This window comes from Dyella flagellata (genome assembly GCF_030160275.1).
Classification (GTDB): domain Bacteria; phylum Pseudomonadota; class Gammaproteobacteria; order Xanthomonadales; family Rhodanobacteraceae; genus Dyella_B; species Dyella_B flagellata.
Genome location: NZ_BSOA01000034.1, coordinates 121,636 through 137,502 on the forward strand (window position 1 = coordinate 121,636; position 15,867 = coordinate 137,502).

The following is a 15,867-nucleotide window of genomic DNA, read 5'->3' on the forward strand; positions in this document are numbered from 1 at the left end:
TCCCAGCCTACACGCTGGATCAGGGTATCCCTAAGCTAACGCCCCGGTCGATGCCAGGATCTGGCCATAAGTTCCACTGCGGACCATCCTGCCGCCCTCCAGCTCGAAGATCAGATCACAGTAGCGCAACGACTGGGTTCGATGCGCGACGACGAGTATGGTGCGGTCGCCTCGCAACTTGTTGAGCATCTCGACGATCTCGCTCTCGGTGGCGATGTCTAGCTCGCTCGTCGCTTCATCCATGATCAACACCGAAGCATCGCGATACAGCGCTCGCGCTATGGCTAGCCGTTGTCGCTGCCCACCGCTCAAACGGCTGCCGCGCTCGCCAAGCCTTTCCTGAAGGCCGTTGGGGAAGGCGGCTACGCACTGCTCCAGGCAGGCCTGCCGCACTGCCGTCTCCACACGCGCGATGTCGATTCGCTCGGTGGGGACGCCCAGTGCGATATTCTCCGCAAACGTTGCATCGAGTAGGAATGCTTGCTGCGGCACATAGGCGATGGTGGAGCGCCACGCGTTCCAATTCGCGCTATCGAGCGTCGCTCCATCGACCGCGATGCATCCCGATTGCGGCGCGAGCAATCCACTGACCAGATCGAGCAAGGTCGTCTTGCCGGAACCGTTGCGCCCTATGAAGCCTACGACCGAGCCTGCGGGAATGACGAGCGAGACGTTCAGGAGCGCCGCCGGGCCGTCGGCTGCATAGCGAAAACACACCTCGTGCAAGCGTATTTCCTTGCGTGGTCTGCCGTGCCACATCGCCTGTTCCGTTTCGCTGGGAACCGGCGTCTCCTCAGGCGGGAAGCGGGGCATGTCGAGGTTGATGCTGACGAATGCGGGGTGATCGGCACGAATCTTTACCACCGAGGTAAACGCCTGGTGCAGCAACGGTAGCAGTCGATATGCGGCAAACCCGACGAAGCTCAATTGCGCCACCCACGGGCCAGTGGCACCGGCGCGGCTGCGAAAATATAGGGCGATGCCAACGAGGCAAATAACAGTCACGCATTCGAGGATATATCGCGGACTCTGCGAGACAGCAAAGATGCTGAATAGCGCGCGCGAGTACGCTCTGCATTGCCTGGCGAATCGCTGCACGAACAGCTCGCGCCCCTGCATCAGGAGGATTTCCTTGATGGCACCCAAACTTTCATTGACGGTGGCGACCCGCTCGGCGCCATATCGGCCCGCGGCCTCTCCATTGCGCAGCAACTGCCCGCGGGCAAAGGCGTAAATCACCGCATAGATCACGCCCAGCCCCGCAAATACGCCCACGGCGGTCGGGGCATTGAGCAACACGATGGAGGCGACGACGCAGAGGATCGTTACGGCATTCGCTATTAGTAGGAGTCCTTGCTGAAGCAGTCCTGATGTCACCCGCGCGGTTTCGTGCAGTACCTTGGTGGCGAGTACCGAGCTGTTGTTACGCAGATGGAACGCGTAGTCGCGTAACAAGTATCCATGGAACAGGCGAACGTAAAGCGTATCGCCGACCTGGTAAGCAAACCGATTGATGGCCAGCTGCCCGAATAGATTCACGACGTTCGATAGCAGGACCGTCCCGGCAAAGGCCACTCCCAAAGCGATCAGGAACGAAGTCTCGCTGCTGAACTCAAGGCGCCGGAAAATTGCTTGCAGGATCGCATTGTGGCGGATGATGTCCGGATTCGCGAGCGCGGTGAAGAAAGGAACGACGGAGGCTATGCCGCCGACCGTACAGATGGCCATCACTACCGACAACAGTTGCAACCAGATCAGCCGCCACTGCTGACGATGATCGAGCAGGCGCCAGAGAGCGAGTATCGTTGACATGACCGGTTCAGAGGTGCCGGAGTCTGAGCGCGTAACGCGCCCGGCGCAGGACGTTCTGCAAGGATATTGGAGCCAGTGCCCGCATGCTCGCTTCTGCCGCGGTCAACCACCACCGACTGTAACGCCACGAGTAGTGCGGGCTCCCAAGCACTGTGGCAAGAGCGGATAGTTTGAATCCATGCACTGCCTGACTCCTCGCAAGGAATGCCGAAGCGATGGCGAGCCGCTTGCGCAAGATTGCCTGGGTGTGGGCGCCGGTGGCGTGTCGACGGATTTTCTTAAGCGCCTGTACGACGTCCTGGCAAGCACTCACATCGTCACAGCAGTGTTCTGTGTGGCGACGGACCATGACGAGCGGCTGATCGATACAATCTGCCGCGCCACGTAGCGCGAAACGCGCCTCAAGCTCGTAGTCACTGCACCATCGCATCGACTCGTCATACGGGCCGACCTCATCGAAGAAGTCCCGGCGGACCACTACGCTCGACTGAGCGATCGTGGTTTGAGCATTCATCAGGGCATCGATGATCCAGCCATCCGCCGCATTGAATTGCGGCGACCTGGGCAGGGGGTTCAGTGATGCGTCCACCATGCGGAATCCGGTGTAGCTCCATTTCCGGTCGCTGCTTGCACGCAGGGAGGCGATCTGTGTTTCCAGCTTGGCGGGAGCCCACAAGTCGTCGGTATCGAGGAAAGCGATGTATTCGCCGGACGCTTCACGTAACCCAGCGTTGCGGACGGCCGCGACGTTACCGCAGTGCGAGAGCCGCAGTAGCTTGACTCGCGGTTGTTGCTGTTGCAGTTGGTGCAAGTACGCGATCGTTTCGCAGTCCGAGCCGTCATCGGCAAGAATCAACTCCCAATCCGGAAAGGTCTGCGCGAAGACCGACTCGACCGCAGCGCGCAGATAGTGCAGGCGATTGAATATCGGCACGATGATGGAGACGACAGGTCGCATGATGTTCCCCGATCAGGCTGGTCGGAGGACAGGCGGGGCGAATAGCGCGTCCCGGTGATTTCGCAGGCGCCGATATGTTTCTGGGCGTTCTTGGGCCGAGTTAGCCGGCATGTCGAAGGCCGGCGGATTCCCCGTTTTGAAAACTTTGGCGGTATGCATGGCCTAAGCCTCCATAACACGAAATGGAGTATACGTCACGCCAGGATGTGCGTAAATCTATGTATTTACATGGAATTTTTCACTGTCTCTAGGCCAGCCCTGGCCTCTATCGTCCATCCCGCTCCGCAAGGGAGCGGGATGGACATGTATCAATGCTTCGCCGGCGGCGGTCCCTGCACCACCTGCATCAGGTTCTCCGGCTTCAAATACTTCTTGAACGCTGCCTGCACCTGCGCGGGTGTTAGCGTGAGGTAGTGCTTTGCCGCCACCATCGGCTGATCCAGTGGTTCGCCGTGCCAGGCCCAGTCGAGCAGCGAGCGTGTGATGCTGCTGATGCTCGATACACCCACCGGAATGGAGCGGATCTCGTACTGGCGTGCATTCTCCAGCTCGTCCTGCTTGATCGGCGTGGTCTGCATCTGCCCCAAGTTCTGGCGGATCAGCGTGTTGACAGGAGCGACCTTGTCCGGATCACTGCCGTACTGCACGAAGAAGATCGAGCGCGAACGGTCGAAATGCATGCCCGAGCCCGCGCCGTAGGCATAGCCATGCTTCACGCGGATATCGGTCATCAGGCGCGAGGCAAAACCGTTGCCGCCTAGTACGTTGTTGCCCAGCTGCAGGGCGTAGCGATCCGGGTTATGCATGGTCAGGTCGAGCATCTGGCCCATCAGCACCTGGTCCTGCGAGGCATAGGAGTTATCGATCACCGCGTAGCCGGCAGGATTGACCGTGACCGGCTTGGAGATCACGTCAGGCTTAGTACCTTGTGCTTTCCATGTGCCGAAGTAGCGTTCCACGGTGGCCTTGGCCAGTTCGGGCGTGACGTCACCGACCACGACGATGGTGGTGAGGTCGGGGCGATAGGTCTTGGCGTGATAATCCTTGACGTCCTGCAAACTCAACGCTCCGATCGTGTCGGGCGTAGGCAGCCGAAGATCCGGATCGCCCGCCGGCAGCAGGCCTGCGCGTAGCGCCTTCATCATCTTGTACTGCGGCGACTGCATTTCACCGGCCAGTGCGCGCGCCAGCGTTTCCTGCTGCACCGTAAAACCTTGCTGCGGCAGCGCAGGGTGCAGTTCGTTGTCGGCCAGCAACTGCATGGCGCGATCGAAGTGCTCGCTCAGCGCCGCCACTCCGAAATCGGTGCCGCCGTTCTCGGTGGCGGAAATATCGTCCAGCGCCTTGTGGAAGGCATTGCGATCCAAGGTGGTGGAACCGTAGTCGAACAGCGAACCGAGCAGGCGTGCTACGCCTTCCTTGCCGGCCGGCTCCTGCAGCTTCGGATTGTTGTCGACATGGCCCATCACCGTGACCGTCTTGCTGATGTTCGACGGCTGCACGATCAGGCGAATACCGTTGTCCAGCTGCATTTGCACCGGCGCCAGCGTCCAGCGCGGCATTTCCAGCTTGCTCAGCTTTTGCGCGGCCCATGCGGGCAGGGGAGCATCCAGCTTTTCGTTGCTGTTGAAGGATTCGGAGCCGCCGAAGCCGTTGCTATCCGGTGGACGCTGGCCGTTCGGGTTGGGCGTGAGCACCACGGTGACGCGCTCGTCCGGCTTCAGGTACTGGCGCGCGATGCGGTTGACGTCGTCTACCGTGACCTGGCGGATCTGTTCTTCCGCCTCTTCCGGCGAATTGAGACCCATCCATGCAATGGCCTGCGACCAGGCGCTGGCGAGGGTCACCGCGCTGTTCTTGTTGAATTCGGCCTGCGCGATTTCCGATTGCTTGGACGCCTCGATCAGGTCGGCGGGCACGCCGTTCTTCAACAGCTCGTTGATCACGCCATCCAGGTCGGCTTGCGCCTGGCTCGCATTGCCGCCCTTGGGAAAGGCGACTTCGAGCACACCGACGCCGCCATAGCTGAAAGGCTGCATTTGCGCGCTGGTGCTAAGTACCTTGCCTTGTACCGCCAGTTGGGCAAGCGAGCTACGCGCATTGGTCAGCACGTCCAGCAGGACCTGCGCGGCGGCGTTGTCTTTTTTTTCCATCATGCCCGGCATGCGGTACATGAACTGCACCGCGCCGGTGCCTTGAGGTGTGGTGGAGGCAATCGTTTCCGGCTTTACCGGCTGCAGTTTCAGCGGCTGGTGGGCGGGTACGTTGCCCTTGCGAATCTTGCCGAACAGCTGTTGTACCTTCGCCAGCGTCTGCTGCGGGTCCACGTCGCCGACGATCACCAGCAGGGCGTTGTTCGGCGCGTACCAGTCCTTGTAGAACTTTTGCAGGTCTTGCGCGGTGGTCTTGTCGAACGACGGACGCGTGCCGAGCGGGTCGTCGGCATAGCCGGTGCCGGCGTAGAGAATGTGCTCGGCCTTCTGGAAGGCCAGGAACTCCGGCTGCGAGATGTCGCGCGACACCTCCTGCTCGATCGCGCCGCGCTCGCGCTGCCAGTCCGGCTGGTTGAGCAAGGCGCCGTTCATGCGGGTCGATTCGATGTGCAGTAGCAGGTCCAGATAATTGGACGGCGCCACGAAGTAGTACTGCGTGGCATCGTTGGTGGTAAAGGCGTTGTTGTCGGCGCCCATCTTGCCGGTCATTTCATTGAGCTGCGCGCCGGTCATGCCCTGGCTATCCCGGAACATCATGTGTTCAAGCGCGTGCGCCGTGCCGGGAAGGCCTACCGGGGTCTGGTAGCCGCCGGCGAGATAGGTGATTTGCGTGGTGACCATCGGCGAAAGCGTTTCGCGCACGATCACCACGCGCATGCCGTTGTCGAGGGTGGTTCGCAGCACATTGCCGTCGTTGGCGACGGCTTTGGAGGCCGCGGGGGCGTCGGCGCGGGCGGGAACGCTCGCGCCCGCCAGGCCCAGGCCCAACAGCAGGCTCCATGCCAATGTCTTGAACGGGCTCGACATCATCTAGGGGATCCTTTTTAACGGCAACAGTAGAGCCTGGGATGTTGCCACAGCGCTGCGCGTCTGCCTAAGTGCCGGATGAGACGCGCATGTAGGACAAAGGCGGAGTATCGTGCGTGAAAATTCCACGAAGGGAGTGAGCCATGTTGGTGGTGACGACCGAGAACGTTCCGGGCCATCAGGTGGTCCAGGTGAAGGGGCAAGTGTTCGGGGTGGTGGTGCGCAGCCGCGGTATCGGCGGCAACGTGATGGCGGGCCTGCGTTCGCTGGTCGGCGGCGAGATCCACGAATACACCCAGATGCTGGAAGAAGCGCGCCGCCACGCACTCGATCGCCTGGTCGCCAACGCCAAGCTGATGGGCGCGAACGCCGTGGTGATGATGCGCTTCGATTCGGCCGAAATCGGCCAGACCATGAGCGAAATCGTGGCCTATGGCACCGCCGTCGTACTGGACCCACCGACCTGAGCCATGTTGCCTATTGTGCTTTACGTGGTCGGTAGCCTGCTGCTGGTAGGGGCGGGCGTTGCCGTCTTGACCGGGGTGATGGTGGCCTTGCTGCCGCAGCTCATCTTTGGCGGCTTGCTGCTAGTGGTGGGGCTGGCGATCGAACGCTGGCGCTATAAACCGCTGTTGCGCGGCGGCCTGGACCCGCAGTGGAAGGACACCGGGGAGCGTTTCGTCGATCCCGGCAGCGGCCAGCTCACCGCGGTGTATTTCGACCCCCAGCGCGGGGAGCGGCATTACGTGGTGGTGGATGAGCTGGGGCGGCCACGCTAGCTGCGTAGGCTGGGATGACAATCCCAGCCTTCATTGAGGTTTCGGGGTGCTGGGATTGTCATCCCAGCCTACGTCCTGGCGGCAATGCTAATCTTGCCGTTTGCCCAGACTGGCCATCAACCCTATGACAAAAAACGCAGGCCGTGGCCACGCTTTGCTGGTTGGCGCAGGCATTCTTTGCAGCCGCCTGTTCGGCCTGGTGCGGCAACGGGTGTTCTCGCATTATTTCGGCCTGTCCGATGCCGCGGACATCTTCAGCGCGGCGCTGCGGGTGCCGAACTTCCTGCAGAACCTGTTCGGGGAGGGGGTGCTCTCGGCGTCCTTCATTCCGGTGTACGCGCGCCTGCTCGCGCAGCACAAACAGGAGGAGGCCGACCGCCTGGCTGGCGCGATCTTCGCGGTCCTTGCGCTGATCATTGCCATCATCGTCGCCCTTGGCGTGCTGGCCACGCCGTATCTGCTATGGGTGATCGCACCCGGCTATACGGGTGAAAAGCGCGAACTCACCATCCTGATCGTGCGCATTCTGTTTCCCGGCACCGGCATCCTGGTGTGGTCGGCGTGGTGCCTGGGAATACTCAACAGCCATCACAAGTTCTTTCTCTCCTACGCGGCACCGGTGATCTGGAATCTTTCCATGATCCTGACCATGCTGTTCTTTCGCCACCTGGAAGCGAACCGCCTGATCGTATACCTGGCGTGGGGCACGGTGCTGGGTTGCCTGCTGCAGTTCCTGGTGCAATTGGGGCCGGTGCTGAAACTGGTGCCGAACCTGCGCCTGCGTCTGGATACGAAGAGTCTGCACGTGAAGCAGGTGGGAGGCAGCTTTCTGGGCGTGGTCATGGGACGTGGCGTAGTACAGATCAGCGCCTTCGTCGACCAGGCTATTTCGACGCTGCTGGGCAGCGGCGCCGTGGCTGGCATGACGACCGCGGCATCGATCAACCTCTTGCCGGTAAGCCTGTTCGGCATGGCGGTTTCCGCATCGGAACTGCCGACGCTTTCGCGCATGGCCGGGGATCACGTCGATGCCGAAGTCGCGGCAAAGCTTTCCGCACGCCTCAACAACGGCTTGGAACGCATTGCCTTCTTCATCGTGCCATCTGCGATGGCGTTCTTTGCACTGGGCAACGTGATCGTGGCAGCGCTGTACCAATCCGGTGCGTTCACAGCCAAGGATTCGTATTACGTGTGGGCGATCCTGGCCGGTTCCGGCGTCGGTTTATTGGCTTCCACGTTTGGCCGCCTGTATTCGTCTACCTATTACGCGCTATTGGACACGCGCACGCCGTTGCGCTTTGCGCTGATAAGACTCGCTTTTACCGTGGTGCTGGGACTGGCAAGTGCCTTGCTGATGCCCAAGGTTTTGGGGCTTCCCATGCAGTGGGGCGCAGTAGGCCTGACCGCTTCGGCCGGTGTGGCGGGATGGATCGAGTTTCATCTGCTGCGCCGGAAGATGAACCAGAATCTCGGCCCCACCGGCATCGCCTTGTCGATGATGGCCAAGTTATGGCTCGCGGCGGGCGTTGCGGCGTTGGCGTCCTACCTGGTCGAACACTACATGCCCGCCTGGGGCCCAATCCTTACGGCCGCGCTCGTATTGTCGACGTATGGCATCGCCTATTTCGCGATGACATTCCTGCTGCATATCAGGACGGGCAGAGAGATCATGCAAAAGATCACGCGGCGATTTGGCCACGGCTGATTAGCGAGTTCAGCGGCGTAGATTGCTGCGTGCCAGTTCGATCAGCTCGTCACCGCGGCCATTCATTACCGTGCGCAGAGCCCACAGGCTGAAACCCTTCATCTGCTCCAGCTGGATCTTTGGCGGCAGCGACAATTCTTGCCGGTTGGTGACCACGTCGACCAGCGCCGGGCCGTTGTGCGCAAACGCATCTCGCAGAGCTGCTTCCAGATCGCCGGGATCTTCCACGCGCACGCCGTAGATGCCTGCTGCTCGTGCCAATGCGGAGAAATCGGGATTGTCCAGCGATACGCCGGTGGGCAGGAAGCCGGCGGCCTTCATCTCCAGCTCGACGAAGCCGAGTGTGCCGTTGTTGAACACCACGATCTTCACCGGCAATGGATGCTGTACCAGTGTCAGGATGTCGCCCATCAGCATGGAGAAGCCGCCGTCGCCGGACAGGCTCACGATCTGGCGATTGGGAAAGGCCGTCTGCGCGCCGATCGCCTGCGGCATCGCGTTCGCCATCGAGCCATGCACGAAAGAGCCGAGTAGACGACGCTTGCCATTCATCTTCAAATAACGCGCCGCCCAGATGGTCGGCGTGCCGACGTCGCAAGTGAATATCGCATCGTCGCTGGCCAGGTCGCTCACCACCTTCGCGACGTACTGAGGGTGGATCAGCTTGCTGCCCGGCTTGCCGGTGGCCAGATCGTTCAAGCCCTCGCGGGCTTTCTTGTAGTGCTGCAAGCTGCTCTTCAGATGATTTTCATCGCTGCCAGCCTTCAGGCGTGGCAGCAGGGTTTCAATGGTGGCGCCAATATCACCGACCAATCCGAGGTCGAGCCGGCAGCGACGGCCAAGATTTTCCGCGCGCAGGTCGACCTGGCAAATCTTCGCCTCCTCGGGGAAGAACTGACGATACGGAAAGTCCGTGCCGAGCAACAGCAAGGTGTCGCAGCCCATCATCGCTTCGTAGCCGGAGCTGAAGCCGATCAGGCCGGTCATGCCCACGTCGTAGGGGTTATCCCATTCGATGTGTTCCTTGCCACCCAGTGCGTGCACCACCGGTGCCTTGAGCTTTTCGGCAAGGCGAACGACCCAATCGTGCGCCCCGGCGCAACCGCGTCCGCAAAACAGCGTTACTTTGCGACTGCCGTCTAGCAACGTGGCGAGCTGGTCCAATTGTGCATCCGGCGGTACAACTTTCGGTGTGACTGGCAGCAGTCCTTCGCTCGCTGCCACCGGGCCGTTGGCTTCGCTGAGCGCTACGTCGCCAGGGATCACCAGCACCGCCACCCCACGCCGACCGATCGCAGCACGTATCGCCGTGGCCGCGGCATAGTGAATCTGCGAAGCGCTGCTTACCATTTCACAATAGTGGCTGCATTCCCGAAACAGGTTCTGCGGATGCGTTTCCTGGAAATAGCCGCTGCCAATTTCCGAAGAAGGAATCTGCGCGGCGATCGCGAGCACCGGGGTACGCGATCGATGAGCATCAAACAGACCGTTGATCAAGTGCAGATTGCCCGGTCCGCATGAGCCGGCACAAACGGCCAGCTTGCCGGTCAGTTGCGATTCTGCACCGGCGCCGAAGGCCGCCGACTCCTCATGCCGGTAGTGAATCCATTGCATGTCATGGCGGCGCCGCAGCGATTCGGTAATGCCGTTGAGGCTATCGCCGACCAGCCCGTGAACGCGTTTTACTCCAGCTTGTGCAAGCGTTTCGACCAAGACATCGGCGACAGTGGATGTATTCATGACGTAACTCCTTTTCGAAATGAAATTGTCCATAGGCTACAGCGAGCTGCTGCGCTTGAGCAGTTCGGCATCGGAATCTGTTGGTAATGCCTTTTTCTCCGCGTACATCCGGTTTTTGGAGGTGTGTCCGATGCCAGGGTTGAAGCAGTTACATGGGTCCAAGTGCATGTAATGTTCGCGTAGCGGTCGTTTGGCGTAGTAGCGATGCCCAACGTTGTGCTCGGCCGGATACTCGGCGCCTCGCTGGTCCAGCATTTTCCACATGCGTTGCTCGAGTTTCGTGCAATCATGGCCTTTCTTGACGATGTAGTCTTGATGGAAGACATGGCAAAGGAAGTGACCATAGTACAGCTTGATAAGGATGGACTTGTCCATATCCGGTGGTAGCGACTCAAGCCAGTTGGGATCATTGCGACGAAGCGCAATATCCAGCGCAAGAATGTCCTCCACTTCGTGAGCATGGATGGCCCGATAGCGATTTGCCGCGCCAGCCGCGGCGAAGCGATGGAGGAACGCCCTTTCGCCCTCATCTTTCGTGCATTCGAAGAATTCGCCTTCGGCACGGGAAAAATAATCACTAAGAAATTGCCGTGTTTCCCCGCCACTTTCTGCCGAAACCTTAAGTATCAGGTGATGATCATGTTTTTGATGAAAACTTTTGATTCGAGGTGGAAGATGGTCGGGGAATAGGCGGCTCAGGCCTTGCATCACGCGATCGGTCAAATACGGCCGAAGAAATGGCATTCGGTCGAAGAGTGCATCGCAGCGGGCTTTCAGTGAAAACAGGATGGGAAGGCATGCTGTGCCGAGATGGCGGATGACCAGGAATGTGTCCTTGCCGTACTTGTGGGCAATGGCAAAGGCATCACGATGCAGGTACTCGCCCGAAATCGGCAAGTGCTCGAAGCGGGTCAGGATGTGTCGGCGAATATCGGTGAGTTCGTGAGGATGATTGGTGCCGATGTAGAAAACGAGGGGATTTTTTTCGATGGGAAAAGTGTCCAGGCGAACGGCAAAAACCATGACTTTGCCGGCCGATCCGGATGCTTCATATAGACGACGGGGATCGGCATTGAAGCGGGCGGGGGAGTTTTCATCGACCCGGCGAACGTGTTCGGCGTAGTGGTGATCGGAGCCGGCGGATGTGCTGTCAATGATGTCCGGGTCGGAGAAGTTGCCCTGATCGAGGCGCGAAAGAATGTCTTCCGCCGTGTAGCCCAGCTGGATGCCGAGATGATTGGTGAGATGGAGCCTTCCGCTGTTGTCGACGTGAGCATAAGCGGACATCTCGGTATAAGCAGGTCCCCGGCGCACCAGGGCTCCACCCGAGTTGTTGCACACACCTCCGAGCACGGAGGCGCCGATGCAGCTGGAGCCAATGACCGAGTGGGGTTCGCGACCGATGCGCTGAAGCATCTTTTCCAGCTGATGCAGCGTGGCACCAGGCAGGCAAACGACCTGCTTTCCCCCATCGATCAGATAGATCTTTTTCATTCGGCTCATGCTGACGATGACGACGTCACGGTCGTAATCGTTGCCGTCTGGCGTGGATCCGCCGGTGAGGCCGGTATTGGAAGCCTGCGGTATAACAATGACATCGGCGCAGATGCATGCTTTGAGAACACGCCATTGCTCGATCAAGGAGGCTGGACGGACAACGGTAAGTGTCCGGCCGAAGCCGAAGCGAAGGCCCGTGCGATATCGACGTATGGCCCAATCATGGGTGATGACGTGGCGGCGGCCCACGATCGATCGAAGTTCCGCCATGAGAAGACTTCCATTTGCATTTGGCTGAATTGGCGTAATGGTTGGGCATTCAATCAGATTGGACACGGCTGCTCCTGGAATGAACTGCGGAGAAAAGCGGATTTGCTGGGGAAGGGTGATCAGCAATCTCGCCAAGCTATGCGGTGCGACTCAAGCGTAGGTGATGCTCAGATTGTGCTCGCGCGTTCGTGTGATCAGGGCTGACCACACTGAGCTTATTAAGGCCATGCATCGCACCTCTACGCGAATTGTCTACGTTGTACTTCAAGCGTGGCGCAGCGAAGTCGTGCACAAGGTGATCCGAAAGATCGCCTCGGCGGGCCGCCAGCTTTCTATGCAGCCGGCCATACTGAGGCGGCGTCTCTTTACGCTGCGCAGCGGAGAAATCTTCTGGTGCACATTCGAGCGCTTGTCCAACCTGATGTCCTGGGAGACGGGGTGGCCGAAGTTGGATTGAATTGTTCCCATTCATTGAGGCTAGTCCTCAAAAAATGGAGTCGACATCATGCGTCACTCATTTCTGTTGCGCATGGCATTCACTGGGGAATTTTGCCTTTGTGTCGTCAACGGACGACTATTACATGGCCTTGGAGTTCGCCCGGGATGTCATGCGTCAGCGGAAGCGTTGTCTACCGGATGAGTGGGCTTAATTCTCTTAATTCGCGCGGTCTTGCAAACAGCTCATGGAATGAGTTTTTTGGGCGTGCTGTGTAGGGTAATTCGCTGTCAAGCAGTCGCGCGCTGTAGGTGTCGTCCTACACTGCGCGTTGGGTAATCCTTCTAGCGAACCATCCCATGCTTCTTCAATCTAGTCCTCGGTCGAACGGCAGCGGCTGCCGCGGAGGGCGATTGTTGAGCCCAGTCAAGGACGAGATGGTGAGAAAATGAAAATAATACTTATTTGCTATGTCTACTCGTCCTCCTATGCATTTCTTCTTGCATGGATGATGTACTTTTCCTTTGCTCTAGTCGGGTATCAGTACGACCTGGGAAGGATATTTTTGAGTTCGAGCATTGCTGGGTTGATCTTTGGTCCCATTTCAGTACTCGCGTTGGTAACGTTTCGTAAGCGAGGAAAGCTACCTGACGTTAGTTTGTAATGGATACGATTGTCGGTAGCGGATATCGAAAAGCGAATATGTCGATAAGCACGCACAGCCAGCTACGTGCCTTTGGTCGGGACGCATAAAGGATGGAATATTCGAGGGGGAGGTTTGCAATGAGGCCTAGTTAGCTTGCACCGATAACCACAGGCTCTGGCTCCAGCCTCACGCCAAAGCGCGCATGCACGCCTTCGATCACTCGCTGTGCAAATGCCAACAGGTCTTGGCCGCTGGCCTTGCCATGATTAACCAGCACGAGCGCATGGCGGTTGGAGATGCCGGCATCGCTTTCACGCGTGCCTTTGAAGCCTGCGGTTTCGATCAGCCACGCGGCGGAGAGTTTCCAGCGGCCGTCCTTGCCTGGCCACGCGACGAGTTCGGGGTGTTCCCGTTTCAAGGCCTCACCCAAGGCGGCTGGCACGATGGGATTCTTGAAGAAGCTGCCGGCATTGCCGATCACGGCGGGATCGGGGAGCTTGCGCGTGCGCAGATGCACGACGGCTTCAGCGACATGAAATGGCGCCGGATTGCTTACACCCATGCGTTCCAATTCTTCGCGGATGCCAGCGTAGTCCAGGCGCAATGCGTGCTGACGGGGCAGGGCGAAGCGCACGGCGGTGACGATGAAGCGATCCGGTTCGTGCTTGAACAGTGAATCGCGATAGCCGAACGCGCAGGCGTCACGGTCTAGCGTGACTACGCGTCGCTCGATGCGATCCCAGGCTTCCACGCTCTCGATGAATTCAGCCACTTCGGTGCCGTAGGCGCCGATGTTCTGGATCGGTGCCGCGCCGACCGTGCCGGGAATGAGAATCAGGTTTTCCAGGCCGGCAAAGCCCTGGCCGAGGGTCCAGCGCACGAAGTCGTCCCAGCGCTCTCCGGCCGCGACGGCAATACGGGCGAGGCCGCCGTCATGCTCCACGTGCACGCCGCGGGTTTCCATCGCCAGCACGGTGCCATCCACATCGCCGGCAAGCAGGAGGTTGCTGCCTTCTCCCAGCACCAGCAAACGGCTGGAACGAATGGCGGGAAAGTCCAGCAGTTCCGGCAATTTGCTGGCATCGCGCACTTCGGCCAGCAGCTTGGCGCGTGCATCGACTCGCAAGGTATTGCGGTGGAGCAAGGAAGCGTTTTCGATAAGCGTGTAGCCGCCCATATCGACGCGTTCAGCGTGCATCGCGGTATTCCTGCTGGCGGCGAATCTCGTTGACGCACTCGGTGATCAGTTCCGGACCTCGATAGATGAGACCGGAATAGATCTGTACCAGCTTGGCGCCGGCATCGAGTTTCTCCATGGCATGGTCGCCCTCAAGAATGCCACCCACGCCGATGATGCCAATGCGATCGCCCAGGCGCTGGCGCATGCCGCGTACCACCTCGGTAGCGCGCTCACGCAGCGGTTTCCCGGACAGCCCGCCCGCCTCATTGCCGCGCGGATCGTCGGCGACAGCAGCATGGTCAATGGTGGTATTGGTGCAGATCACGCCATCCACGCCAGCAGCAAGCAACACATCGGCGATGCTGTCCAGCTCGACTTCGGAAAGATCGGGCGCGATCTTCAGCAGCATCGGCTTGCGCTTGCCTTGCTGCGAGCCGAGCCGCTCCTGCGCCTCGCGCAAGGTTTCGATGAAGCGGCGCAGCGTGGCTTCTTCCTGCAGGTCGCGCAGGCCTTTCGTGTTGGGCGAGGAAATGTTGACGGTAATGTAGCTGGCATGCGCGTAAACACGCTCCAGGCAGAACAGGTAGTCGTCGACCGCCTTTTCGTTGGGCGTGTCCTTGTTCTTGCCGATATTGATGCCCAGCACGCCGCGATAACTGGACGCTTGTACGTTGCGCGCCAGCGCATCTACGCCGCCGTTGTTGAAGCCCATGCGGTTGATGATGGCTTCGTGTTGCGGCAGGCGGAACAGACGCGGACGATCGTTGCCGATCTGTGGCCGTGGCGTCACCGTGCCCACTTCGATGAAGCCGAAGCCGAGCGCGCCCAGTGCATCCAGGTGGTCGGCATTCTTGTCCAGACCTGCAGCCAGGCCGACCGGGTTGGGGAAGCTGATGCCGAATGCTTCCACCGGTAGATCAGCCGGCGCTGTTGCAATGAAGCGCATCAGCTCACTGCGCCAGGCCACGTCCAAGCCATACAGCGTCAGGCCATGCGCCGCTTCGGCGTCCAGTTTAAACAGCAGCGGGCGCAACCATCGATACATCAGGGAACCTCACCAACATAAACCTGGGTGTCATAGTCGAAGCTTACCCGACTGTCCACTGCGCAGGCATCGAACAGCTTGCGCAGCGCCACGATCATGGACTCGTGCTTGGGATGGCCGGCCTGCGGCGCGTAGGAGGAAGACATCAGCCGCCCGCGCACCCCCTCGAAATCCAGCAGCTGGTGATGGTCGAAACTGGCTGCTCCGCGCCAGCCAGCGCCGAACCACTCGCGCATGCGCGGCTCATCGGCGTAGCGCTCGTCTACGCTGGTGTAGTCGGTGCCGTAGGTATGCAGCAGGGCTTCGTAGCCTTCCAGAAACGGCGTGCCAGTGAGCCGACGCGTGTTCCAGTAGATCGCGGCAAGGCCGCCCGGGCGAAGAATGCGATGGCATTCCCGTCGGGTGCGCTCCGGGTCGAACCAGTGGAAGGCCTGCGCCACGGAAACGAGATCGATGCTGGCGTCATCCAAGTTGGTGGCGTCGGCTCGTCCATCCACGGCCAGGAACTTGACGTGGCTTCCCAGCCACTCTGCCGCTGCGGTACGCATGGCGGCATTGGGTTCCACCGCGATGACGGTATGGCCGGCATCGAGAAACAGCTTGCTGGAAATGCCGGTGCCAGCACCGATGTCGGCAACGCGCCAGTCAGGCACTACACCGTGTGCCTTGCGCAGCCAGTCGATCAAGGCTTCAGGGTAGGTAGGGCGATAACGGACGTAGTCCGCGACGCGATCGCTGAAGCGTTCGGTGCTGTTGAGATCCTGCATGATCGTCATCGC

11 protein-coding genes are annotated in these 15,867 nt (G+C 59.9%); 3 read left to right on the top strand and 8 right to left on the bottom strand.

Annotated elements, in window-relative coordinates; genetic code table 11:
* Positions 1-30: 30 nt before the first annotated feature.
* The 3 genes from QQJ96_RS14880 to QQJ96_RS14890 all read right to left on the bottom strand — a co-directional run bounded on the left by QQJ96_RS14880 (position 31) and on the right by QQJ96_RS14890 (position 5,793).
* A complete protein-coding gene (locus QQJ96_RS14880) occupies positions 31-1,812 on the bottom strand; it encodes an ABC transporter ATP-binding protein (RefSeq protein WP_284332802.1) in 1,782 nt (593 codons plus the stop codon).
* Between the two features lie 7 nt (positions 1,813-1,819).
* Positions 1,820-2,770, bottom strand: coding sequence for a glycosyltransferase family 2 protein (locus QQJ96_RS14885; protein ID WP_284332803.1), 951 nt, complete (start codon positions 2,768-2,770; stop codon positions 1,820-1,822).
* 308 nt (positions 2,771-3,078) lie between these two features.
* Positions 3,079-5,793: a M16 family metallopeptidase gene (locus tag QQJ96_RS14890; protein ID WP_284332804.1), complete on the bottom strand. Its 2,715-nt coding sequence runs from the start codon at positions 5,791-5,793 to the stop codon at positions 3,079-3,081.
* 140 nt (positions 5,794-5,933) lie between these two features.
* Between QQJ96_RS14890 and QQJ96_RS14895 the strand changes: the two genes are divergently transcribed.
* The 3 genes from QQJ96_RS14895 to murJ all read left to right on the top strand — a co-directional run bounded on the left by QQJ96_RS14895 (position 5,934) and on the right by murJ (position 8,274).
* Positions 5,934-6,257, top strand: coding sequence for a YbjQ family protein (locus QQJ96_RS14895; protein ID WP_126683637.1), 324 nt, complete (start codon positions 5,934-5,936; stop codon positions 6,255-6,257).
* A gap of 3 nt (positions 6,258-6,260) precedes the next feature.
* Complete coding sequence (locus QQJ96_RS14900; protein WP_284332805.1) at positions 6,261-6,569, top strand: hypothetical protein; 309 nt, start codon at positions 6,261-6,263, stop codon at positions 6,567-6,569.
* A 124-nt stretch (positions 6,570-6,693) separates the two neighbouring features.
* A complete protein-coding gene (gene murJ / locus QQJ96_RS14905) occupies positions 6,694-8,274 on the top strand; it encodes a murein biosynthesis integral membrane protein MurJ (RefSeq protein ID WP_284332806.1) in 1,581 nt (526 codons plus the stop codon).
* Between the two features lie 9 nt (positions 8,275-8,283).
* Here murJ and poxB read toward each other — a convergent pair whose 3' ends face one another.
* The 5 genes from poxB to QQJ96_RS14930 form a co-directional block, all read right to left on the bottom strand.
* Positions 8,284-10,014 (bottom strand): ubiquinone-dependent pyruvate dehydrogenase, encoded by a 1,731-nt coding sequence (poxB, locus tag QQJ96_RS14910; protein WP_284332807.1) that lies wholly within the window; start codon positions 10,012-10,014, stop codon positions 8,284-8,286.
* A 36-nt stretch (positions 10,015-10,050) separates the two neighbouring features.
* A complete protein-coding gene (gene dld, locus QQJ96_RS14915; protein ID WP_284332902.1) occupies positions 10,051-11,781 on the bottom strand; it encodes a D-lactate dehydrogenase in 1,731 nt (576 codons plus the stop codon).
* Between the two features lie 1,230 nt (positions 11,782-13,011).
* Positions 13,012-14,040, bottom strand: coding sequence for a UDP-N-acetylmuramate dehydrogenase (murB, locus tag QQJ96_RS14920; protein ID WP_284332903.1), 1,029 nt, complete (start codon positions 14,038-14,040; stop codon positions 13,012-13,014).
* Between the two features lie 10 nt (positions 14,041-14,050).
* Entirely contained in the window at positions 14,051-15,088 is a 1,038-nt protein-coding gene (locus QQJ96_RS14925) for a quinone-dependent dihydroorotate dehydrogenase (protein WP_284332808.1), read from the bottom strand.
* On the bottom strand, positions 15,088-15,855 hold the full coding sequence (locus QQJ96_RS14930) for a class I SAM-dependent methyltransferase (protein WP_284332904.1): 768 nt from the start codon (positions 15,853-15,855) through the stop codon (positions 15,088-15,090). The genes QQJ96_RS14925 and QQJ96_RS14930 overlap by 1 nt, the downstream gene beginning before the upstream one ends.
* Between the last annotated feature and the right edge of the window lie 12 nt (positions 15,856-15,867).

Excerpts from the sequence above, each read along its gene's own strand:
- QQJ96_RS14880 (WP_284332802.1), bottom strand. The coding sequence starts at position 1,812 with ATGTCAACGATACTCGCTCTCTGGCGCCTGCTCGATCATCGTCAGCAG.
- QQJ96_RS14885 (WP_284332803.1), bottom strand. The coding sequence starts at position 2,770 with ATGCGACCTGTCGTCTCCATCATCGTGCCGATATTCAATCGCCTGCAC.
- QQJ96_RS14890 (WP_284332804.1), bottom strand. The coding sequence starts at position 5,793 with ATGATGTCGAGCCCGTTCAAGACATTGGCATGGAGCCTGCTGTTGGGC.
- QQJ96_RS14895 (WP_126683637.1), top strand. The coding sequence starts at position 5,934 with ATGTTGGTGGTGACGACCGAGAACGTTCCGGGCCATCAGGTGGTCCAG.
- QQJ96_RS14900 (WP_284332805.1), top strand. The coding sequence starts at position 6,261 with ATGTTGCCTATTGTGCTTTACGTGGTCGGTAGCCTGCTGCTGGTAGGG.
- murJ (WP_284332806.1), top strand. The coding sequence starts at position 6,694 with ATGACAAAAAACGCAGGCCGTGGCCACGCTTTGCTGGTTGGCGCAGGC.
- poxB (WP_284332807.1), bottom strand. The coding sequence starts at position 10,014 with ATGAATACATCCACTGTCGCCGATGTCTTGGTCGAAACGCTTGCACAA.
- dld (WP_284332902.1), bottom strand. The coding sequence starts at position 11,781 with ATGGCGGAACTTCGATCGATCGTGGGCCGCCGCCACGTCATCACCCAT.
- murB (WP_284332903.1), bottom strand. The coding sequence starts at position 14,040 with ATGGGCGGCTACACGCTTATCGAAAACGCTTCCTTGCTCCACCGCAAT.
- QQJ96_RS14925 (WP_284332808.1), bottom strand. The coding sequence starts at position 15,088 with ATGTATCGATGGTTGCGCCCGCTGCTGTTTAAACTGGACGCCGAAGCG.
- QQJ96_RS14930 (WP_284332904.1), bottom strand. The coding sequence starts at position 15,855 with ATGCAGGATCTCAACAGCACCGAACGCTTCAGCGATCGCGTCGCGGAC.